This is a genomic window from Bradyrhizobium sp. CCBAU 21365, from assembly GCF_015291305.1.
Taxonomy (GTDB): Bacteria; Pseudomonadota; Alphaproteobacteria; order Rhizobiales; family Xanthobacteraceae; genus Bradyrhizobium; species Bradyrhizobium elkanii.
Genome location: NZ_CP030036.1, coordinates 3,794,834 through 3,816,351 on the forward strand (window position 1 = coordinate 3,794,834; position 21,518 = coordinate 3,816,351).

Consider the following 21,518-nt stretch of genomic DNA (forward strand, 5'->3'; position numbering starts at 1 on the left):
ACCTCGCGAAATTTGTGCAGCCAGCCTCGTTGACAACGCGCTGCACACCTCCTTAGAATTTTCTCCTACAGGGCTTCCTGTCGAACCTTGCGTGCGTCGATTTGGCCGATGACGTCCCGATCGCCGCGCAGAGTGCTCCGTTCGACCCCGGACCCGTGCGATAGTTCATAGCCGCGGCATTTGGGCCATTCGTCACCTTCGTTTCGGAGGGGCGGGTGGCTTTTTGCTTTTGCCGCTAAACAAATTGGCGACACGTCCGTGTCGCCAAGCCGGAGGCGCATGCGCGGTGATGGGCAGTACCTGCGCTTGCGTCATGTCAAGTGCGGGGATGAGAAACGATGCCGACGACGGATCTTCATTATCTCGGGCTCATTGAGATCGGGCAGCAAATCCAGGCGAAAAAGCTTTCGCCGGTCGAGGTGACCAAGGCCATGCTCGGGCGGATCGAGCAGCTCGACGGCAAGCTCAAGAGCTACGCCTATGTGATGGGCGAGGCGGCGCTGGCCGAAGCGGCGGCAGCCGAGAAGGACATCGCGTCCGGCAAGATCAAGGGACCGCTCCACGGCGTGCCGATCGCCGTCAAGGATTTGTGCTGGGCGAAGGGCGCGCCGGCCGCGCATGGCATGACGATCCATCGCGACTTCCGGCCGAGCGAGGACGCTACGGTCGTCGCACGATTGAAGGATGCCGGCGCAATCATCCTCGGCAAGCTGCAGCAGACCGAGGGCGCTTATGCCGACCACCACCCGAAGATCGATCCGCCGAAGAATCCGTGGAACGCCGATTTGTGGTCGGGCGCATCGTCGAGCGGTTCCGGCGTCGCCACCGCCGCGGGGCTCTGCTTCGGTTCGCTTGGCACCGATACGGGCGGCTCGATCCGCTTTCCGTCGGCCGCCAACGGCATCACCGGCCTGAAGCCGACCTGGGGACGCGTGAGCCGTTATGGCGCTTTCGAACTCGCGGCGACGCTCGATCACATCGGGCCGATGGCGCGCAGCGCGGCCGATTGCGGCGCGATCCTCGCTGTGATTGCCGGCCAGGATCCCAAGGACACCACCTCCGTGCCGCTGCCGGTGCCGAACTATCTCGCCGGCCTGTCCGGAGACTTGCGCGGCGTGACGATCGGGGTCGATCGGCGCTGGACCAGCGAAGGCACCGACGAGGCTGCCGGCAAGGTGCTCAGCGAAGGGCTGCGCGTTGCCGCCGATCTGGGCGCGAAGATCAAGGACATCACGTTCCCCGATGCGAAGGCCGTGATCGAGGATTGGTTCCCGCTGTGCGGCATCGAAGTAGCCGTCGCGCATGAAGAGACCTATCCGGCCCGCAAGGACGAATATGGTCCGGCGCTCGCCGGCCTGCTCGATCTCGGCCGGGCGCAATCCGGCATGAACTATCAGAAGATCGTGCTGCGGCGCGAAGCGTTCCGCGGCGCGGTGCGGCTGTTGTTCGAGACGGTCGATCTGATCGCCGTTCCGGCCCAGGCATTCGCTGCGCCGACATTGGCCAAGATGGCGGCGCTGGGTGAGGATCCGTCGCTGATTACCGGGCTGCTGCGCTTCACCTGCCCGTTCGACATGACCGGCAGCCCGACCGTGACGCTTCCCGGCGGCTTCGCACCGAACGGCGGGCCCGTCGCCTTCCAGTTCGTCGGCCGTCACTTCGACGAAGCAAGCCTCGTTCGCGCGGGCGATGCCTTCCAGCGCGTCACCGACTGGCACAAGCGCCATCCCGCGATCTGAATTGAGGAGCCGACCGCATGACCGAAGATTGGTTGAAGAGTTCCATCATGGCCAAGCGCGCCCTTGCCAAGGGCGCGACCGGTACGACCCATAGCCTGACGATCGAGCAGCAGGGCGGCTTCCATTACGTCTATGGGCCCTATGCCAAGCCGACCCTGTCGATCGATCCGGGCGGGGTCATCGTTGTCGAGACCGAAGACGCCTTCGGCGGCGTGCTCACCAGCGAAAGCGACAGCCCCACGGCGAAGCTGAACTTCCCCTATCTGAACCCGCAATGCGGGCCGATCGCGGTCAAGGGCGCCAAGAAGGGCGATTGCCTCGCCGTCTATATCCGCGACGTCGAGACCCGCGGCGCGCAGCCGGCCGGAACGACCTGCATCATTCCGGAGTTCGGTGGCCTGGTCGGGACCGCATCCACGGCGCTGCTCAATCCGCCGCTGCCGGAACGTGTCAAGAAGCTGCATGTCGACCGCAACGGCGTGCGCTGGAACGACAAGATCACATTGCCCTATGAGCCGTTCATCGGCACGATCGGCGTCTCGCCCGAGATCGAGGCGATCTCCTCGCTGCAGCCCGATTATCACGGCGGCAACATGGACCTGCCCGACGTCGCACCGGGCGCGATTATCTATCTGCCGGTGCATGCCGAAGGCGGGCTGCTCTATGTCGGCGACTGCCACGCCACACAGGGCGACGGCGAGCTCTCGGGCGTCGCGCTGGAGCAGCGCGCGACTGTCACTTTGCAGATTGATCTGATCAAGAACTGGAGCTTCGCCTGGCCGCGGCTCGAGACGCGCGACTTCATCATGACGATCGGCAGCGCACGCCCGCTCGAGGACGCGGCGCGCATCGCCTATCGCGAGCTCGTGCGCTGGATGAGCGCCGATTACGGCTTCGACGAAATCGATGCCTACATGCTGCTCAGCCAGGCCGGCCGCATGCGGCTCGGCAACATGGTCGACCCCAAATACACGATGGGGGCGTCGATCCTGAAGAATTACCTCAAGGCGTGACTTCAAACATCCTTCAACGACAGAGGACATCGCGATGTATTCGGGGCGTATAGTCGGAATGGCTTTGCTTGGTGCAATGCTCGGGACCGCGGCAATAGGTGCCGCCCAGGCGGCGGAGCCGCCGCTGAAGATCGGCTTGCTGGAGGACGTCTCCGGCGATCTCGCCTTCATGGGCATGCCGAAGCTGCACGGCTCGCAGCTGGCGGTCGAGGAGATCAACAAGAGCGGCGGCATTCTCGGCCGGCAGATCGAGTTGATTCACCTTGATCCCCAGGGTGACAATGCCCGCTATCAGGAGTTCGGCCGCCGGCTGCTCAATCGTGACAAGGTCGACGTGCTGATCGGTGGCATCACCTCTGCGTCGCGCGAGGCGTTGCGTCCGATCGTCGACCGCACCACCACGCCGTACTTCTATACGAACCAGTATGAAGGCGGTGTCTGCGACGCCAGCATGATCAGCATGGGCGCGGTGCCGGAGCAGCAGTTCTCGACCCTGATCCCCTGGATGGTCCAGAAGTTCGGCAAGAAGGTCTATGTCATCGCGGCCGACTACAATTTTGGCCAGATCTCCGCGGAGTGGAACCGCAAGATCATGAAGGACCTCGGCGGCGAGGTCGTGGGAGAGGAATTCATCCCGCTCGGCGTGTCGCAGTTCGCGCAGACGATCCAGAACATCCAGAAGGCGAAGCCGGACTGGTTGCTGACGATCAATGTCGGCGCGGCGCAAGACTCGTTCTTCGAGCAGGCGGCTGCGGCCAACCTCAATTTGCCGATGGGCTCTTCGATCAAGATCATGCTCGGCTTCGAGCACAAACGGTTCAAGCCGCCGGCGCTCAACAACATGCATGCGACCGCGAACTGGTTCGAGGAGATCGATACCCCCGAAGCCAACGATTTCAAGAAGCGCTGGCACGCCAAGTTCCCCGATGAGCTTTACATCAACGACATGGGCTACAACGCCTACAATGCGCTCTACATGTACAAGACGCTGGTCGAGAAGGCGAAGTCGACCAAGCTCGAGGACATGCGCAAGGTGATCGCAACGGGCGATGCCTGCATCGACGCTCCCGAGGGCAAGGTCTGCATCGACCCGAAGAGCCAGCATACGTCGCACCGCATGCGCCTGATCTCGGTCGGGCCCAAGCATGAGGTGACGGTGGAGAAGGACTACGGGACGATCCAGCCGTACTGGCTTGGCGAGATCGGCTGCGACCTCACCAAGAAGAACGACAAGGATCAGTACACGCCGAGTCATCTTCCCAGCAAATCGTGACGCGCGCAGGCACGAATCTTGCTCGTGTTGTGCATCACGACTGCGAACCGAGCCGGCGCCGCAATGATGCGGCGCCGCGATCAGGGAGACCGGAATGTCGGCTGAACTCTTCTCGGTATTCTATCAGTTCGCCGATGTCTTCGCGTTCCTGATCCTGTCAGCGGCGGGCCTTGCCATCGTGTTCGGCATGATGGGCGTCATCAACATGGCGCATGGCGAGTTCATCATGTGCGGCGCCTACGTCACCGTGGGGCTCGTCAACCTCGGCGTCCCGCTTCCGATTGCCCAGATTCTGGCTGCGCTGACCGCGGGGATTATCGGCATGATCGTCGAGTACCTCGTCGTGCGGCGCTTCTACAAGCGTCCGCTCGACTCGCTGCTCGCCACCTGGGGCCTCAGCCTGATCGTGACGCAGTCGATGCTGCTGATCGTCGGGTCCGCGGTGCGCGGTATCGGTACGCCGGAAGGAAGCTTCGCGATCGGAGGCTACACGTTCTCGACCTACCGCCTTGTGCTGTTCGGCTGTGCTGTGGCCGTGCTGGCCGGTCTCTATATCATCTTCATGAAGACGCGCTTTGGCGTGATCGCGCGCGCCACGATGCAGAACGCGGCGATGGCCAAGGCGCTCGGCGCGCGCACCGGGCGGATCTATTCCATCAGCTTCGGCATCGGCACCGCGCTCGCGGGGCTCTGCGGCGCGCTCTACGCGCCGACCATGACGCTGATCCCGACTATGGGAGCGACCTTCGTGGTCGAGAGCTTTGTCACCGTGGTGATCGGCGGCGCCAATGTCCTGCTCGGAACTGCGCCGGCCGCCGTGTTCCTGGCGATGATCCGAATGGCATTGAATGCCAGCTACGGGCAGATCATCGGCCAGATCGGCATGCTGTTTGCTGTCATCCTGATCATACGTGTGCTGCCCGAGGGACTATCCAGCGTGCTGGTTCGTCGTGGGCGCTAGACGGGAATTTCTGATGTTGAAGCTGCTCGAGGGCCCGCAGACGCTCGGACGCGGGAAGATCTTCTGGTCCTGCTTCCTCGCCGTGCTGGCGGGGGCACTGATCTATCCGCTGTTCGCTGATTCCTATGATGTCGGCAATTTCGCCTACTTCCTGATCTGGATCTTCATGGCGCTCGGTCTCTGCTTGATGTGGGGATACGGCGGCATGCTGTCGTTCGGCCAGACCTTCTTCTTCGGCATCGCCGGCTACGGCTATGGCGTGCTCGCCATCAATATGGGCGGGGGAACGGCCACGATCGCTGCGCTGGTTCTCTCCGTGGTCTTCGCGATGATCGCGGCCGGGATCCTCGGCTACTTCATGATCTGGGGTGGCATCAGCGGGATTTTCTTCGGCATCGTGACGCTGTCGGCGACGCTGGTGCTTGCGTTCTTCCTCGGGCAGACCGCAGGACCCGAATGGCATATCGGTCCGGCCCGGCTGAACGGCTTCAACGGCATGAAGGGAATGGACCCGCTTACGGTCGGCGACTTCGACATCGAGGGCTCGGCGCTCTATTACGTCATGATCGCGCTGATCGTGATCGTCTATATCGCGCTGCGCATGCTGGTGAACTCGAGCGTCGGCAATGTGATCGTGGCGACGCGGGAAAATCCGCAGCGCGCCGAGATGCTCGGCTACGACGTCCGCAAGTATCAGCTTCTGACCTTCGTGATCGGCAGCGGGCTCGCGGGGTTGAGCGGCGCACTGTACACGTCGTGGGGGCAGTTCATCACGCCATCCAGCATCGGCCTGCCGGCGGCCGCGATGCCGATCGTGTGGGTGGCGTTCTCCGGACGCAACGATCTGACCGCGACGCTGGTCGGGTCGTTCCTGCTGCTGTTCGGCTTCCAGACCATCACGGTTTACAGCCAGCAGGCGGCGCTGGTGCTGATGGGCGTGCTGCTGCTCGCCACCGTGATGCTGGCGCCGCAGGGCTTCGTGCTCGGCATCGGCAAGCTGGTCGTCGATTGGTGGACGCGGCGTCGGCGCCGCGACGAGGCCCCCGCGCTGGCCGATACCGCCCGCCTGCAATCGGATGAGACCTGAATCATGGCGTTGGTCGACGTAAAAGGCGTATCGAAACGTTTCGGTGGATTGACCGCCGTGTCCGATGTCGACCTGACGGTCAATGCCGGCGAGGTGCACTGCCTGATCGGGCCCAACGGAGCCGGGAAGAGCACGCTGTTCAAATTGATTGTCGGGCTCTATCCGCCGACCACGGGCAGCATCTTTTTCGACTCGATCGACATCACCGCCGAGCGGCCCTACGCGCGGGTGCAGCGCGGCATGAGCATCAAGATGCAGGCGCCGAGCGTATTCAAGGAACTGCCGGTGCGGCAGAACATCCAGATCGCGCTACAGGAACGCATCTCGGGCGCGGAATGCCGTGCCGAAGAGGAGCGGCTGCTCGCGTTGCTCAATCTGGCTGATGATAGCGGCAAGCTCGCCGGTGCGCTGTCGCACGGCCAGCAGCAATGGCTGGAGATCGGGATGGCGCTGGCGCTGCAGCCGCAGCTGTTGCTGCTGGACGAGCCGACCGCCGGCATGTCGCCCGAGGAGACCTTCAAGACCGGTGAGCTGATCAAGTCGTTCAATGCCGAGGGCATGACCGTCCTGGTTGTCGAGCACGACATGGCGTTCGTGCGTCAGGTCGCCCAGCGCGTCACCGTCCTGCATCTTGGCAAGATTTTCGCGCGCGGCAGCCTCGAGGCCATCCTGGAAGACGAGAAAGTCGCTGAAATCTACCTGGGTAAGACTCATGCCCACTGATCGCATTCTGGAGGTGTCGGGACTTTGGGCGGGTTACGGCGCGACGCCGATCCTCCAGGGCGTCAGCATGTCGGTCTCGCGCGGCGAGATCGTCGGCGTGATCGGCCGCAACGGCGTCGGCAAGTCCACCCTGATGCGGTGCCTGATCGGTCTGCTGCAGACCTGGCGCGGCACCATCAGCTTCATGGATCAGGATGTCACGCAGCTCGAGGCCGATGCGCGGGCGCGCGCCGGCTTCGGCTACATCCCGCAGGGCCGCGACGTGTTTCCGCAGATGAGCGTCGAGGAGAATTTGCAGGTCGGCGAGTTGATCGGCGGGCCCGAAGGCAAGAAGCTGCCCGAACTCGTCTACGAGTATTTTCCGCGCCTGAGGGAGCGCCGGCGCCAGATCGCGGGCACCATGTCGGGCGGCGAACAGCAGCAGCTTGCGATCGGCCGCGCGCTGATCGGCAATCCGGCGCTGATGATCCTCGACGAGCCGTCGGAGGGCATCCAGCCGTCGATCGTGCAGCACATTTGCGAGGCGCTGAAATCGTTCCGGGCGGAGCTCGGGACCACGATCGTGTTCGTCGAGCAGAACCTCGACACCATCCTGGAGATCGCGCAGCGCTGCTACATCATGGAGAAGGGCAAGATCACGCGATCGCTGGCCGGTGAGGAGGTCAACGCGGACAACGTTCGCGCACAGCTGTTGCTGTGATCGACCGCGCCATGCGGTGAGGATCAGTGCGTTGCATAATTGATAATAACGGAGGGAATGGACATGGATCTCGGACTCAAGGGAGCAAAGGTTCTCGTTACCGGCAGCACCAAGGGTATCGGCAGGGCGATCGCCGACACGTTCGCGGCCGAAGGCGCCAATGTCGGAATCTGCGCGCGCAACCAGGGCGACGTCGATGCTGCGGTCACAGCGCTCAAGGCCAAGGGCGTTGCGGCATTCGGTAGTGCCGTCGATGTCTCGAACGGGCCGGCCCTGAAGGCCTGGGTCGCCGACATGGCGTCCAAGCTCGGCGGCATCGATGTCGTGGTCGCCAATGTCAGCGCGCTCTCGATCGGGCAGGACGAGGAGAGCTGGGAGAAGGAATTCTCCACCGACATGATGGGGACGGTGCGCCTCGTCAACGCGGCGATGCCGTATCTGGAGAAGAGCGGCGCTGCCGCGATCGTCACCATCTCGAGCGTCTCGGGACGCGAGGTCGATTTTGCCAGCGGTCCCTACGGAACGTTCAAGGCCGCGATCATCCACTACACGCAGGGCCTCGCCTACCAGCTCGCCTCCAAGGGCATCCGGGCCAATTCGGTGTCGCCGGGCAACACCTATTTCGAGGGCGGCGTCTGGAACATGATCAAGGACGGCAATCCCGAACTGTACAAGACCGCATTGGCGCTCAATCCGACCGGCCGCATGGGCACGCCGCAGGAGATGGCGAACGCCGCCGTGTTTCTGGCGAGCAAGGCGGCGAGCTTCATCACGGGGACCAACCTCGTGGTGGACGGCGCGTTGACGCGCGGCGTCCAGTTCTAGGCGGGGCGCGCCGTCAGCAGAGCCGTGAGATCGCCGCCCGCGGCGGCGGTCCGAGCAGGCATATTCCGATAACAGCAGGGCGTCAGATGTCAGCGGATTCATTGCACTACAAATCCATCACCGAGATTTCCGAGCTCATTCGCCGCAAGGAGGCGAAGCCCTCGGAGATCACCGAGGCGATGCTGGGCCGGATTGCGAAGCTGGACGGACAGTTTCACGGCTATGCGCTGGTCCTTGCGGAGCGGGCGATGGCCCAGGCCAAGCAGTACGATGCGGAGATCGCCAAGGGCATCTGGCGCGGCCCGCTGCATGGCGTTCCGATCGGGCTGAAGGACCTCTGCTACACCTCGTTTGCGCCGACTGCGGGCGGCACCACGATCCATGCGAAGTTTGTGCCGTCCTTCAATGCCACGATCGTGGACCGGCTCGAAGTCGCCGGCGCGGTGACGCTCGGCAAGCTGAAGATGACGGAGGGGGCCTACACCAGCCACCATCCTGCAATCCAGGCCCCGCTCAACCCGTGGAATGTGAACTACTGGGTTGGCTCCTCGTCGACCGGATCGGGCGTCGCGACCTCGGCGGGGCTCTGCTACGGCGCGATCGGCAGCGACACCGGCGGCTCGATCCGCTTTCCGTCGGCGACCTGCGGGTTGACCGGGATCAAGCCGACCTGGGGACGGGTCAGCCGGCACGGCGTCTTTCCGCTCGCGGACTCGCTCGATCACGTCGGGCCGATGTGCCGCAGCGCTGCGGATGCCGCGGCGATGCTCGGCGTCATCGCGGGTGCTGATATCAACGATCCGACCGCCTTGCGGGCTCCGGTGCCGAACTATCTGGCCGGCATCGACGACGGCATCAGGGGCCTCAGGATCGGCGTTGACCGCAGGTACACCCAGGAGGGCATCGATCGGCACGTCGTCGCCGCGCTGGTGCAAGCCGAGCGCACCCTCGCCGATCTCGGCGCCGACATCCGCGAGGTGCATTTCCCGCCCTATCAGAAGCTCGTCAGTCAGTGGATTGCGATGTGCTCGGTGGAGACGGCCGAGGCGCATCTGGACACCTACCCGTCGCGCAAGTCGGAATACGGACCCGACCTCGCGCAGCTGATCGAGCAGGGCCGGGCGACGAGCGGCGTCGATATTGCCGCGATCCATCACGAGCGGCTGAAGTTCAGCGGCAGCCTCGCCGCCATGTTCGAAGATATCGATCTGCTGCTGATCCCGACGATGCCGGTGCCGATTCCGACGCTGACCAAGATGAGCGAATACGGCGCCGACCCCAGCGTGCTCCTGAGCATTCTGCGCTTCACGGCGGTGTTCGACTTCTCCGGCAGCCCGACCATCACGCTGCCGATGGGCATGGCCTCGGACCAGATGCCGCTCAGCATGCAATTGGTCGGCCCGCATCTCTCCGAGGACGTCCTGGTCCGCGCCGGCGCCGCGTTCCAGTCGGTGACGGATTGGCATACGCGGCGGCCGCCGATCGAATAGGGGATCCTCAACCGGTCTTGTCGACATTCCAGAACAGCGGCACCGGCGCGCGGACGATGTCCTTCAGCGCCTTGCGCGTCGCGGCCGGCTGATTGTACTGCCCGGTCGGGACGTGGGTGACCACCTCGTAGGCGCGTGCCTGGATCTTGTCGGCCAGCGCCTTCTGGTCCGGCGGCGCCACGGCGCGGGCAAAGCTGTCGCGCAGCCGCTCGAGCTCGGCGTCCTCGACCCAGCCGAAGAAGCCGCCGTTCTTGCCCTCGCCGTTGACGCAGGCGTTGCCGATCGGATTGACGAGGTCGGCGCTGGCCCAGGTCGAATGGTAGAGCGACCAGCCGCCCTCGGCCGGCATCGATTGTTTGGCGCGCCGCGCCACCACCGAACCCCAATCCATCGCCAGCAGGTTGACGTTCATGCCGATCGACCGCAGCGCCTCGGCGGTGACCGTGCCGAGCGCGGTGATGATCGGGGCGTCGGTCGCGTGCAGGATCGTGATCGGTTCGCCCTTGTAGCCGCCCTGCTTGAGCAGCTCCCTGGCTTTCGCGGTGTCCGCCTTGGTCGACCATCCGACCGCGCTTTCGAACGGCGTGCCGGCGACGAAGATCGCCGGCGTGATCTTGTAGTAATCGGGATTGCCGATCTGGGTATCGAGCCAGTCCTTCTGGTTCACCGCGTGCAGCACGGCCTGGCGGATCTCCGGCCGGTCGAACGGCGGCACCAGCCAGTTCATCCGGCACATGCCGGAGAAGCCCAGCATGTTGTAATCGGTCAGCTCGACATTCGCAGCGCGCGCGAGTATCGGATGATGGTCGTGCGGCGGCACCTCGAAATAGTCGATCTCGTCGTTGACGAGCGCGTTGGTCGCGATCTGGAAATCCGGCACACTGATCCATTCGTAGCGGCCGATCTTGACGACCTTGCCGCCGCCGGTGCCGTCGGACGGTTCGTCGCGCGAGACGTAATCCGGGTTCCTCTCGTAGGCAGCCTTGACGCCGGGCTGGAATTCCGCCGTCACGAAGCGGAACGGTCCGGAGCCGAGGTGATCGGTGATGGCCTGGTCGGCGGGCGTCGCGGCGATCCGCGCCGGCACGATGAAGGGCACATTGGCGGTCGGCTTGCCGAGCGCCGCCAATACGAAGCCGCACGGCTCCTTCAGCACCATGCGGAAGGTGCGCTCGTCGACCGCCTTCAGCTCGGCGACGAATTCGAACAGTTTCTGGCCCATCGTGTCGCGCCGGGCCCAGCGCTGCAGCGAGGGTATCACGTCGGCCGACGTCACCGCGCTGCCGTCATGGAATTTGAGGCCGGGCCGCAGGCGGAACGTGTAGGTCAGGCCGTCGGCGGAGACCTCCCAGGCCTCGACCATCTGCGGCTTGATCTCGAATTTCGAATTTGTCGAGAACAGCGTGTCGTAGATCATGTAGCCGTGGTTGCGCGCGGTCCACGCCGTCGTCATGATCGGATCGGTGGCGCGCAGCGGAGCGTGCATGACGGCCGTGATCGTCTTCGAACTGGCCCGCGCGATGCGTGGCATCGCAATGCCAAGGCTTGCTCCCGCACCGATCTGCAACAGACGGCGCCGGTCGATCGATGGTCCCATGGTGTCCCCCTGTCGCAATCGGTCAGCTCTTGCCGGCAAGCCTGGCCGCGATCGCGCGATAGCCGCGCATCCACATGTGATCGAGATCGAGATCCATCGGCAGCGGCTGCGAGGAGACGCGTGCGATCACGGTCTCGTTGGCCGGATCGATATAGATCCACTGGCCATGGATGCCGACCGCGGCAAACGGCGTTTCGCGTCGATCGAGCGTGTACCATTTGTTGCGGTAATTGCCGTTTGGAAACACCTTCGTCAGGTCGCCGCGCGACCAGGCCTCGGCATTGCCGTTCTGCCTGATGTCGTCGATCCACCAGCCGGGGACGACCTGTCGTCCGTTGCTGATGCCGTGATTGCGCATCATCTCGCCGAAGCGGGCGAGATCGCGCAACGTCGCGCAGATGCCGCCGGCGACGCGGCCTGCGCCGCGTGAATCGACCGTGATGTAGGCGTCGTGCTCGGCGCCCATCGGCTGCCACAGATAGTGCGAGAGGATTTTTGCGTAGGACAGGCCGCAGGCGCGCTCATAGACCCAGCCGAGCACATCGGTGTTGGTCGAGACGTAGTGGAAGGTCTCTCCATGCGGTGCGCCGTTCGGCCGCAGCGTGCGCAGATAGTCGCGCAGATTGCTCGGCGGAATCGCCGGATCGGGCAGCTCCCAGCCGGTCGAGCGCCGGTAGTTCATGACGTCGCCGTCGCGCGCCATGTAATCCTCGTCGAAGCGGATGCCGACGCTCATGTCGAGCAGATGCCGCACCGTGCAGCTGCCGCCATAGACCGAGCCTTCCATCTCCGGGATGTAGCGCGTCACCGGAGCATCCGGATCGAGCTTGCCGTGATCGGCAAGGATGCCGCCGAGCGTTCCGGCGACCGACTTGCTGACGGAGAAGATCAGGTGCGGGGTATCGGGCGTGAGGCCATGGGCATACCATTCGAACGCGACCTGTCCGCGATGCGACACCACGATGCCGTCGGTGTAGCTGGCGCGCAGGGCTTCGCCGACGCCGACCGTCTCGCCGCGCGGGTTGGCGAAGCTGACGTCGTCGAGATAGCGCGGCGCAAAGGACAGCGGCGCCGGCGCCGCGGCGCGCGCGATATTCGCGGTGGGCAGCAATTCGCGGACATTGCGGAATGCCCACTCGCTGAAAGGATGCTGACACCAGTTGGCGAGCGTGACCTGTTCGTCGGCCGCCGACGGGAAGGCGGCCATGATGCGACGCGAATTCATTCTTGATCCAGCAATGACATCGGATGATGTGCGAAAGTTCCGCATGGCTCGCGTCGCTCGCAATCAACCGGATGGTGGAGGGGGCCGTTGGGTTACTTCGGCGTAACCGTTTCCCCGGATGTGCGCTTCGTGCGGTTGGCCCGCAATTTGCTTGACTATGGCCCGCGGCTGCCCCAGCGTGACGGGCATGCGACGCGCAGACGTTCGCCATCGGGAAACATCGGGAGGTAGGTCATGATCGCGCTTCTGGGCCGACCGGATCCGGCAACCACGCAGGCCATTCAGTTCGCGCGCGGCATTCTCGAGGGATCGGCGACCGCGTTCTACGAGGTCGACGGCAATTTGACCCTCAACCGCTTCGTGCTCAGCAGCAACGTGCCGCCGAGTTTCCACGACCAGTATCTTGCCGGCATGAACCGGCTCGATCCGCTGCATCCGCGCTCGGCGAGCAACCGGCCGATTGCGCGGCTGAGCACAGCTCTCGACCAATGCGCGACCCATGAGGCCGCAACCTACCGCGCCTTCGCCGGCCAATGCGGCGTCGCCGACATGATCGAGTTCTTCTTCCGTCGCAACGACCGCATCGTCGCCGGAATGAGCGTGCTGTGGGCGCCGGGCTGCGCGATTCCCGACGGCAGCATGCACATTGCGGAGAAGATCCACGACTATCTCGAGTTCAACCTGACCAGCCGCCTGTCGTCGAACGCCGACGAGCCGGCGCGCTTTGGCCTGACCTCGCGCGAGATGGAAGTCGTCGAGCTGTTGTGCTGCGGCCGAACCAACCGCGAGATCGGCGAGTGCCTGAACATCGGTCTCGCGACGGTGAAGACGCATCTGATCCATATCTTCGAGAAGCTCGGCGTCGAGACCCGCTCCGCCGTGGTGGCGATGATGTCGCGGCCGCATTGACGCGCGGGCTGTCGATTAGGGTTCGCGGTTCTTTCAGCACTCGTCCTGGCGAAAGCCAGGACCCCATAACCACCGCATTTGATCACGAACGGGATCGTGGCCCCAGCGTCGCGCAACAACTCTCATTTGGGGTAATGGGTCCTGGCTTTCGCCAGGACGACATGGAGTGTGTGGCGCGGACTGTGCTGGCGCGCTTTGCGAGAGGACACCTGCCGCTAGGGCGTCAGGCCTGCACGATTTCGCCGTCCGCCTTGCGTGCTCTCGTCAGTACCACGCGCAGCGTCCACCGCATCTCGACCCACGTTCGTGACGACCGCGAAGCGCCCCTCGATCGGGTGAGACCGGGAAACCATATACCGAGTTGTGATTCGGATAAAGCGAAATATTTTCGCGCGCGAGGATTGACAGGTTTTGCTGAGTTGCCCGTCGGGCTGATCTGTCGCATCCGGAATTGGGCGGGACCGTCGCTTCGTGGGCCCGAAGCGGCGATCCCTGATCGCGCGAGGTGCATGGTCGGGTGTGGGTAAAGGTCGGCCAATCCGCACGACTAGGGACATCATAAATCGACAAGCGCACGCGGCAATTGCCATTCTGGACTAGCCCTGAGTAACGGATTCAGCGGCAAGCAGGCTCCACAGCGCAGAAGTAGTAGCGCGGCGCAGCAATCGCGGTTCCTGGTAGATGAGATTCAGGAGAGAGGCCTAATGTCATGGGTGGAGGCTGGCCGCTACGGCCTCCGAAGCCGCCGTTAGCCCCAGTTCACCCCCTGAGCTGGGGCGCGCCGGAGTGCACGAAGCGCAGGAGGGAGAGGCCAATCAGAGGCGCGAGCTGAGTCTCGTCGTCGCGGCTCTCGACGCTGCCTTTGACTTTGCGCGCGTCGTCACGCCATGTCTGGAAGATGCTGCAATTCGGGTATGTCGCTTGCCGGCCAGCCTTGTGTGCCTTGATACCGTACGATGAGCAGCATACTCCCGACCATCGACCGGTGCGAGATGCGCAGGGTCTCCATTCAAATATGGACGTCCAACTCCGAACTGCTTTTCGTGCTCGTCGATCCATTTCCACAATCTCTTGGTCTCGATTGCACGCTCCTCCTTGCTGCCGCCATTCATGCTGACGACGTCTGCGGCGAGTCCGTGACCATAGCCTCCACGCGAGCTGCCCCCGTGATAAGATTTGTCATTTGCGGCCTTCAGCCCGTTTGCAATCGATTGGCGGTAGTCATCGCGGAATCCGCTTGTGATCCCGGGTGCCAGTCCGGCCTGTTCCCCTGCATGGAGCAAATAGAACAGCTTTAGCCTGAAGGCTCGATCCATCCCTCCGATCACGTAATCCTCATCTGGCAATATGCTCCCGTTGGCATCGGATTGAGCCGACGGTTCGGATGCCGTCACCTGTCGACTCGACGCCTCATTAGGTGACGCTGCACGCACGTTGTGAACGACGGCGCAGCATGACAGTGAAACCAGAGACGAGGCAATGCGTAACCAACCAGCCTCGCAACCGAACCGACTTCGTCTGGCGCCACGAAGCTCTTTGAGAGATGACATCGGCATTGGCAATCGACATGAGCTAAATTGATCATGGCAACGTGCCATCGCGCTCCGGGCTTGGCAACCAGTTACCCACCACAGAATTGCCGCGAGCACGCAAGATAGACCGAAAGAATTTATCACGCGCAGGTTTGACGCCGGATCAACTCGCCGCGTCCAAGAAGCGTCTGGCGGGGACAACCCTCGTCCGTATTCACCGATCCACCGTTAGGTGGATTGCTGCCTGCCTGGCCGCTGACCGAGAGTCCCGCAAGGACCGGTGTCGTATTCGACAATGTTGGCGAGCGGCTGCCGCTCGCAACATCAGAGGATTCGACATGCGCGATTTCATGGCCATCGGCCGTTCGGTGGCGGTTGCGGAGCGCGGCATGGCCGCGACCTCGCACCTGCAGGCGACGCTGGCCGCGGTCGAGATGCTGAAGGCCGGCGGCAATGCCGTCGATGCCGCGGTGGCGGCGGTCGCGGTGCAGGGCGTGGTCGAGCCGCAGATGACCGGGATCGGCGGAGACTGCTTCGCGTTGTATTCGCCTGACGCCGGCGAGCCGATCGCGCTGAACGGTTCGGGCCGCACGCCGGCCGCGACCGATGCCGGGAAATTTGCCGCAAGTGGCGCGCGCGACATTCCGCCGACCGCGCCCGAGGCCGTGACCGTGCCCGGCGCAATCGATGCGTGGTGCCGGCTGGTCGCCGATCATGGCAGCAGGTCACTGGAGGAGATCTTCCGGCCGGCGATCTCGGCCGCCGAGCGGGGCTTTTGCGTGACGCCGCGCGTCGCGGAGGATTGGCGCCGCTTCCGGGCCCGGATCGAGATCGACGGCAATGCGGCGGCGCAGTTTCTGCCCGGTGGCAAGGCGCCTGAGGTCGGCGACATCCGCACGCAGCCCGCGCTCGGCCGCACCCTTCGCCGGATCGCGCAGCACGGGCGCGACGCGTTCTACGCGGACGAGACTGCCGATGAGATGGTGGCCATCTTGCGCGCCCTGGGCGGCGCCCACAGCACCGACGATTTCGCCGCCCAGACCTCCGACTATGTACGCCCGATCTCGGCACGCTACCACGACCACGATGTGGTCGAGTGTCCGCCGAACGGGCAGGGCCTGGCCGCGCTGATGATCCTGCGTACGCTTGCCGGCTTCGACGTCGGCAAGCTCGGAGAGGCCGATCGCATCCATTTGCTGGCCGAAGCCACCAAGGCCGCCTACCGCGCGCGCGACGCCTTCTTTTGCGATCCCGCCATGAGTAAGATCGATCCGGCCGCTTTCCTTGCCGAAGACTATATCGGGAGGATCCGCAGCAAGATCGACATGGGCCGCGCGTCCACGCCCGTGACCTGGGACGATATCGAGCATCGCGACACCGTCTATGTCACGGTGGTCGACCGCGACCTCAACGCCGTGTCGCTGATCAACTCGCTGTTCTATCCGTTCGGCAGCGGCATCTATGCGCCGAAGTCGGGCATCCTGCTGCACAACCGCGGCTGGAGCTTTCGCGCCAAACCCGGACATCCCAATTCGCTCGGGCCGCGCAAGCGGCCGATGCATACGATCATCCCGGGCCTGCTGCGCAAGGACGGCAAGACCGTGATGTCGTTCGGCGTGATGGGCGGGCATTACCAGGCCGCGGGCCATGCCAATCTGCTGTCGAACATCTTCGACATGCAGATGGACATCCAGGCGGCGGCCGAGGCGCCGCGCTCCTTTGCCTTCGACGGCGCGCTGTCGCTGGAGACGACCATTTCTCCCGGGATACGCGACGACCTACGCGCCCGCGGCCACGATGCCCGGTTCTCGGAGGAGCCGATCGGCGGCTGCCAGGCGATCCGCATCGACCATGCCAGGGGTGTCTTGTTTGGCGCTTCCGACCACCGCAAGGACGGTCTGGCGCTGGGCTTCTGAAGGGCGACGGGACTATATCGACTAACGGCCGCAACGGAACTGCGCCCTCGCCCCGTTCTTACGGGGAGAGGGTTGGGGTGAGGGGCTGTCTCTGCGTATCCGGCGATAGTGCGTTTGCGGAGGCTCCCCCTCACCCGGAACGCATCTACGATGCGTTCCGACCTCTCCCCGCAAGCGGGGCGAGGTGAAGCGGGGCCTGCCGCACGATTTGAAATGAAGTCACCGCGCTCTATGCCGTGCCGCCGCCCGTATCGCGGCAGACGGCGGAGCATCCACCGGACGGTGGATTGTTCCAAATGCCGACATGCCGAACGTTTGGCCATCATGCCGGCGTCGTGCGCGGTTCAGCCCTGTGCACCGCACGGCGAGAGGCTGATCGCTCCAGGCTTTCCCAATCGAGAAGTTTGATCCGTATGAACAGGACATTCGCCGACACGGTCTTCCGCAACGGCCGGATCTACACGTCGAACCGCGGGCAACCCTGGGCAAGCTGGGCGGCCGTCAAGGCCGGCCGGTTCATCGCCGTGGGCGAGGAGCGCGACGTCGCGACGCTGATCGGCGAGGGGACGGCAACGGTCGATCTCGGCGGACGCATGGCGATGCCGGGGATCGTCGACATCCACAATCACATCATGATGGGCGGGCAGGCCGATCTCTACGAGCTGCGCTTCTCCAACGCCGACAGCATTCCAAGGATCGCCGAGACCCTGCACAAGGCTGCCTCGGTGGCTGCGCCGGGCGCCTGGATCGTCGGCGGGCAGTTCGGCAACAACCTGCTGAACGAGATGAACACCGCGGAATCCTGCGCTCTGCTGGATGCGGCCTGCCTCGGGCATCCCGTCGTATTGCGCGACGACACCTATCATAATCGCTGGGCGAGCTCGGCGGCGTTGCGGCTGGCCGGTGTTGCGGCCGACACTCCTGATCCGACCGACTGCGAGATCGGCCGCGACCTCAAGACCGGAACGCTCACCGGGATCATGATCGAGGCCGCCTCCGGCCTGGTCGAGCGGGCGCTCGCGGCCTCCGGTCACTACACGGCCGAGATGGATCGCGCGGCGGTGGCGCGCTCGATCTCGGTGCTGAACGCATATGGCGTCACCGCCTTCATCGACGCCGCCAGCATGCAGCCGATCATGGCGGCGCTGAAGGGGCTCGACGACCGCGGCGAGCTCTCCGCCTGGGCGGTCTGCGCGATGCCGGTGGTCGAGCCGGGCTTCATGTTCGGCAAGGCCGGCGAGGAGCTGTTTGCGCTGCGCGAGGATTACCGCGGCGCCCATGTGAAGCCCGACTATGTGAAGGTGTTCCTCGACGGCGTGCCGGGTGCCAAGACCGCGGCCTTCCACGAGCCCTATGTGGCCGATCCCGTGCGCGGCTGCTGCTTCCGTGGCGCCACCATGCTGACCGTGCCGGACCTGATCCGCTGGCTCGGGCGCTGCGAGAAGCTCGGCCTTGCCGCGAAGATCCATTGCGCGGGCGACGCCGCGGTGACCCAGGCGCTCGACGCCATCGATGTCGTGCGCAGCTTCAACGGCCCGACTCACCTGATCCATCAGATCGCGCATGCGAGCTATATAGCGCCCGACGATGTCCGGCGCTTCGCCGAGCTCGGGGTCGCGGCCGATCTGTCGCCGATCATCTGGTATCCGACCATCTTCCTCGAGGCGCACAAGGCCGCGATGGGCGAGGAGCGCGCGCAGCGCTTCTGGCCGAACAGGGATCTGAAAGAGGCCGGCGCGCTGATGGCCGGCGGCTCGGACTGGCCGGTGATCCCGATCCCCGATCCCTGGCAGGGCATCGAGGGCATGGTGACGCGGCAAAATCCGACCGGGGATTTTCCCGGCAAGTCGCTGTGGGCGGAGCAGGCGCTCGACCTCAAAACCGTGATCGACATCTACACCATCGACGCCGCACGCGCGGCCGGGCTCGGCCAGTCGATCGGCTCGATCGAGGTCGGCAAATCCGCCGATTTGATCGTGCTCGACCAGATGATCTTCGACATCCCGCCGGATCAATTGGCCGATACGCGGGTCGAGATGACCTTCTTCGAGGGCCGCAAGGTCTACGAGCGGGGCGCGTGATGATTGCGGTGGATCAGATTCCGGTCACGGTGCTGACCGGCTTCCTCGGCAGCGGCAAGACCACGGTGCTGAACCATTTGCTGCGCCAGCCCGAGCTCGGCGGCGTCGTCGCCATCATCAACGAGTTCGGCGAGGTGGCGCTGGATCATCTGCTGGTCGAGAGCAGCGAGGACCGCCTGGCGCTGCTCGACAATGGCTGCATCTGCTGCTCGGTGCGCGAGGATCTGATCGAGACGCTGGCCGACCTCGCATCGCGCCGCGCTGACGGCACGATCCCACCATTCCACCGGGTGCTGGTCGAGACCACCGGGCTCGCCGATCCCGTGCCCGTGCTGCACACGCTGATGACGGCGCCCGATGTCGTCGGCCGCTACCGGATCGACGGCGTGGTCGCGACCGTCGATGCGGTTAATGGTACGCACACTCTTGCGGCGCACAGCGAAGCCGTCAGGCAGATCGCCGTCGCCGACCGGCTGCTCGTGACCAAGACCGACCTGGCCGCCGAGGACGCACTGGCGCGGCTCGATGCGCAGCTTGCGGCGATCAATCCGGTCGCGACGCGCACGAAAGTGCGGAATGGGATCGTCGATCCGGCAAAGGTCCTCGATGCCGGGCTGTTCGATCCGGCGGCGCGCTCCGCCGATGTGGTGCGCTGGTTCGATCTGGCGTCGCAGGCGGCCAACGCGCCGCACCATTACGGGGATCATCACTGCGAAGGCGAGGCGTGCGGCCACCACAGCCATCATGCCCACGATGCCGGCGTGTCATCCTACAGCCTGATCATCGACGAGCCGATCCAGCGCGAGTCGTTCGCGCGCTGGCTCGACTATGTCGCGGCGCTCAAAGGCGAGGACCTGCTGCGCTTCAAGGCGATCGTGCACGTTGCCGAGCAGCCCGACGCGCCCATGGTGGTGCACGGCGTGCAGCACGTGTTCCATCCGCCGATCACGCTTGCCGACTGGCCGTCGGCCGACCGGCGCTCGCGGCTCGTCTTCATCGTGCGCGGCATCCCGCGCCAGATCATCGAAAACACCTTATGCAAATTCGCCGCGGTGAGCCGTGCGGCGATCCAGCGATCGGCTGCGTGAGCCGCCGTCAGGCATTTTCATCATTGGTTGTGGAGGGAGAGGGACATGACTGAGACAAAGAACGATACGGCATCGGGCCGGCTCAATCGGCGCACGCTCTTGAAGGCGGCCGGGGCCACCGGTCTCGCATCGGCGATGAACGTGCCGCTGGTCAATGTCGCGCGGGCCGCCGGCAATACCATCAAGATCGGCTGGGTCGGCTGCCTCTCCGGCGTCCGGGCGCAGTTCGCCGAGCCCGATCCCTGGATCCATGAGCGCATCAAGGCGCGGCTGAAGGATGGTCTGAAGATCGGCGGCAAGACCTACCAGGTCGAGCTGGTGTTCAAGGACAACCAATCCGATCCGAACCGCTCGTCGGTGATCGCTAGTGAATTGGTGCTGCGTGAAAAGTGCGACCTGATCCTGATCGAGGACGGCGATGCCCAGCCGCCGGTGCAGGAGCTCGCCGACGCGCGCGGCATTCCCACCATCTCGACCATGGTGCCGTGGCAGGGCTGGATGTTCCCGCGCAAGTCGACGCCGGACAAGGGTTTTCCGTACAGCTACCATTTCTTCTGGGGCGCCGACGACGTCGCGAAAAATTTCCTGGGCATGTGGCAGTCGGTCGAGACCAACAAGAAGGTCGGCACGCTCTACATCGACAACCCGCCGGGCCAGGCGTTCTCCGATCCGAAGCTCGGCCTGCCGGCGGGCATCTCGGCGGCCGGCTATCAGGAATTCTCGGCCGGCAAATTCCAGATCGCGACCGACGACTTCACCAACCAGATCGCGCTGTTCAAGAACAACGGCGTCGATATCGTCTCCGGCTTCACCTTCAGCAACCACTGGGTGACGCTGTGGAATCAGGCGGCGCAGGCCGGTTTCAAGCCGCAGATCTGCACGGTGGCGGCGGCCTTCCTGTTCCCGGCCGCGGTGAATGCGCTCGGCGATCGCGGCGACGGCATGTCGACCGAGGTGTGGTGGACGCCGGCCTATCCGTTCAAGTCTTCGCTGACCGGGCAGAGCGCTGGCGAACTCGCCGCAGAGTGGGAGAAGACCACCGGCAAGCAGTGGACGCAGCCGATCGGCTACGCCCATGCGCTGTGGGAGGTCGGGCTCGCGGCGTTGCAGAACAGCGATCCCAAGGACAAGAACTCATTGCGCGATGCGATCGCCGGCCTCGACATGGAGACCGTGGTCGGCCGGGTCAAGTTCAAGGACAGCCCGATCAAGAACGTCGCGGTGACCTCGCTGTCGGGGGGGCAATGGCGCAAGGCCAAGGGCGGCAAGTCGAAATACGAGCTCCTGATCGTGCACAACGGAACGGCGCCGTTCATCCCGAAGCAGGCCGATCTCCAGCTGCTCTCCAAGCTGGTCTGA

Annotated in this window: 17 protein-coding genes; 14 read left to right on the forward strand and 3 right to left on the reverse strand. The window is 64.5% G+C overall.

What is annotated here, in order from left to right; translation table 11 throughout:
• The first annotated feature begins 338 nt into the window (after positions 1 to 338).
• The 9 genes from XI02_RS17240 (at position 339) to XI02_RS17280 (ending at position 9,811) form a co-directional block, all read left to right on the forward strand.
• Positions 339 to 1,739, forward strand: coding sequence for an amidase (locus XI02_RS17240; RefSeq protein WP_018270845.1), 1,401 nt, complete (start codon positions 339 to 341; stop codon positions 1,737 to 1,739).
• A 17-nt stretch (positions 1,740 to 1,756) separates the two neighbouring features.
• The gene (locus XI02_RS17245) at positions 1,757 to 2,752 is read left to right on the forward strand and encodes an acetamidase/formamidase family protein (RefSeq protein ID WP_018270846.1); all 996 of its coding nucleotides are present in this window, start codon (positions 1,757 to 1,759) and stop codon (positions 2,750 to 2,752) included.
• Positions 2,753 to 2,810: 58 nt separating this feature from the next.
• Positions 2,811 to 4,025, forward strand: a complete 1,215-nt coding sequence (locus XI02_RS17250; protein ID WP_085964805.1) for an urea ABC transporter substrate-binding protein — start codon at positions 2,811 to 2,813, stop codon at positions 4,023 to 4,025.
• 94 nt (positions 4,026 to 4,119) lie between these two features.
• Positions 4,120 to 4,986: a branched-chain amino acid ABC transporter permease gene (locus XI02_RS17255; protein WP_018270848.1), complete on the forward strand. Its 867-nt coding sequence runs from the start codon at positions 4,120 to 4,122 to the stop codon at positions 4,984 to 4,986.
• A gap of 13 nt (positions 4,987 to 4,999) precedes the next feature.
• On the forward strand, positions 5,000 to 6,073 hold the full coding sequence (locus XI02_RS17260) for a branched-chain amino acid ABC transporter permease (RefSeq protein WP_018270849.1): 1,074 nt from the start codon (positions 5,000 to 5,002) through the stop codon (positions 6,071 to 6,073).
• A 3-nt stretch (positions 6,074 to 6,076) separates the two neighbouring features.
• Positions 6,077 to 6,796: an ATP-binding cassette domain-containing protein gene (locus tag XI02_RS17265; protein WP_018270850.1), complete on the forward strand. Its 720-nt coding sequence runs from the start codon at positions 6,077 to 6,079 to the stop codon at positions 6,794 to 6,796.
• Entirely contained in the window at positions 6,786 to 7,496 is a 711-nt protein-coding gene (locus tag XI02_RS17270; protein WP_016845725.1) for an ABC transporter ATP-binding protein, read from the forward strand. Before XI02_RS17265 ends, XI02_RS17270 begins: the two co-directional genes overlap by 11 nt.
• A 63-nt stretch (positions 7,497 to 7,559) precedes the next feature.
• Entirely contained in the window at positions 7,560 to 8,321 is a 762-nt protein-coding gene (locus XI02_RS17275; RefSeq protein ID WP_026192572.1) for an SDR family NAD(P)-dependent oxidoreductase, read from the forward strand.
• 86 nt (positions 8,322 to 8,407) lie between these two features.
• Positions 8,408 to 9,811, forward strand: coding sequence for an amidase (locus XI02_RS17280; RefSeq protein ID WP_016845727.1), 1,404 nt, complete (start codon positions 8,408 to 8,410; stop codon positions 9,809 to 9,811).
• Positions 9,812 to 9,818: 7 nt separating this feature from the next.
• On the opposite strand, the gene XI02_RS17285 is transcribed toward XI02_RS17280, so the two are convergent.
• Both XI02_RS17285 and XI02_RS17290 read right to left on the reverse strand, forming a co-directional pair.
• Positions 9,819 to 11,408 (reverse strand): ABC transporter substrate-binding protein, encoded by a 1,590-nt coding sequence (locus XI02_RS17285; protein ID WP_018270853.1) that lies wholly within the window; start codon positions 11,406 to 11,408, stop codon positions 9,819 to 9,821.
• Between the two features lie 22 nt (positions 11,409 to 11,430).
• Positions 11,431 to 12,633, reverse strand: coding sequence for a serine hydrolase (locus XI02_RS17290; RefSeq protein ID WP_018270854.1), 1,203 nt, complete (start codon positions 12,631 to 12,633; stop codon positions 11,431 to 11,433).
• A 234-nt stretch (positions 12,634 to 12,867) separates the two neighbouring features.
• On the opposite strand from XI02_RS17290, the gene XI02_RS17295 reads away from it, so the two are divergent.
• Complete coding sequence (locus XI02_RS17295; protein ID WP_018270855.1) at positions 12,868 to 13,542, forward strand: LuxR C-terminal-related transcriptional regulator; 675 nt, start codon at positions 12,868 to 12,870, stop codon at positions 13,540 to 13,542.
• Between the two features lie 815 nt (positions 13,543 to 14,357).
• Here the strand turns inward: XI02_RS17295 and XI02_RS17300 are convergent.
• Positions 14,358 to 14,936 (reverse strand): hypothetical protein, encoded by a 579-nt coding sequence (locus XI02_RS17300; protein WP_370143669.1) that lies wholly within the window; start codon positions 14,934 to 14,936, stop codon positions 14,358 to 14,360.
• A gap of 476 nt (positions 14,937 to 15,412) precedes the next feature.
• Between XI02_RS17300 and XI02_RS17305 the strand changes: the two genes are divergently transcribed.
• The 4 genes from XI02_RS17305 to XI02_RS17320 all read left to right on the forward strand — a co-directional run bounded on the left by XI02_RS17305 (position 15,413) and on the right by XI02_RS17320 (position 21,518).
• Complete coding sequence (locus XI02_RS17305) at positions 15,413 to 16,990, forward strand: gamma-glutamyltransferase family protein (RefSeq protein ID WP_172648116.1); 1,578 nt, start codon at positions 15,413 to 15,415, stop codon at positions 16,988 to 16,990.
• A gap of 413 nt (positions 16,991 to 17,403) precedes the next feature.
• Positions 17,404 to 19,071, forward strand: coding sequence for an amidohydrolase (locus XI02_RS17310; protein WP_172648115.1), 1,668 nt, complete (start codon positions 17,404 to 17,406; stop codon positions 19,069 to 19,071).
• Entirely contained in the window at positions 19,071 to 20,159 is a 1,089-nt protein-coding gene (locus XI02_RS17315) for a GTP-binding protein (protein ID WP_018270859.1), read from the forward strand. The genes XI02_RS17310 and XI02_RS17315 overlap by 1 nt, the downstream gene beginning before the upstream one ends.
• 45 nt (positions 20,160 to 20,204) lie before the next feature.
• Positions 20,205 to 21,518 carry an ABC transporter substrate-binding protein gene (locus XI02_RS17320; protein WP_172648114.1) on the forward strand — a complete coding sequence of 438 codons (1,314 nt, stop codon included), beginning with the start codon at positions 20,205 to 20,207 and terminating at the stop codon, positions 21,516 to 21,518.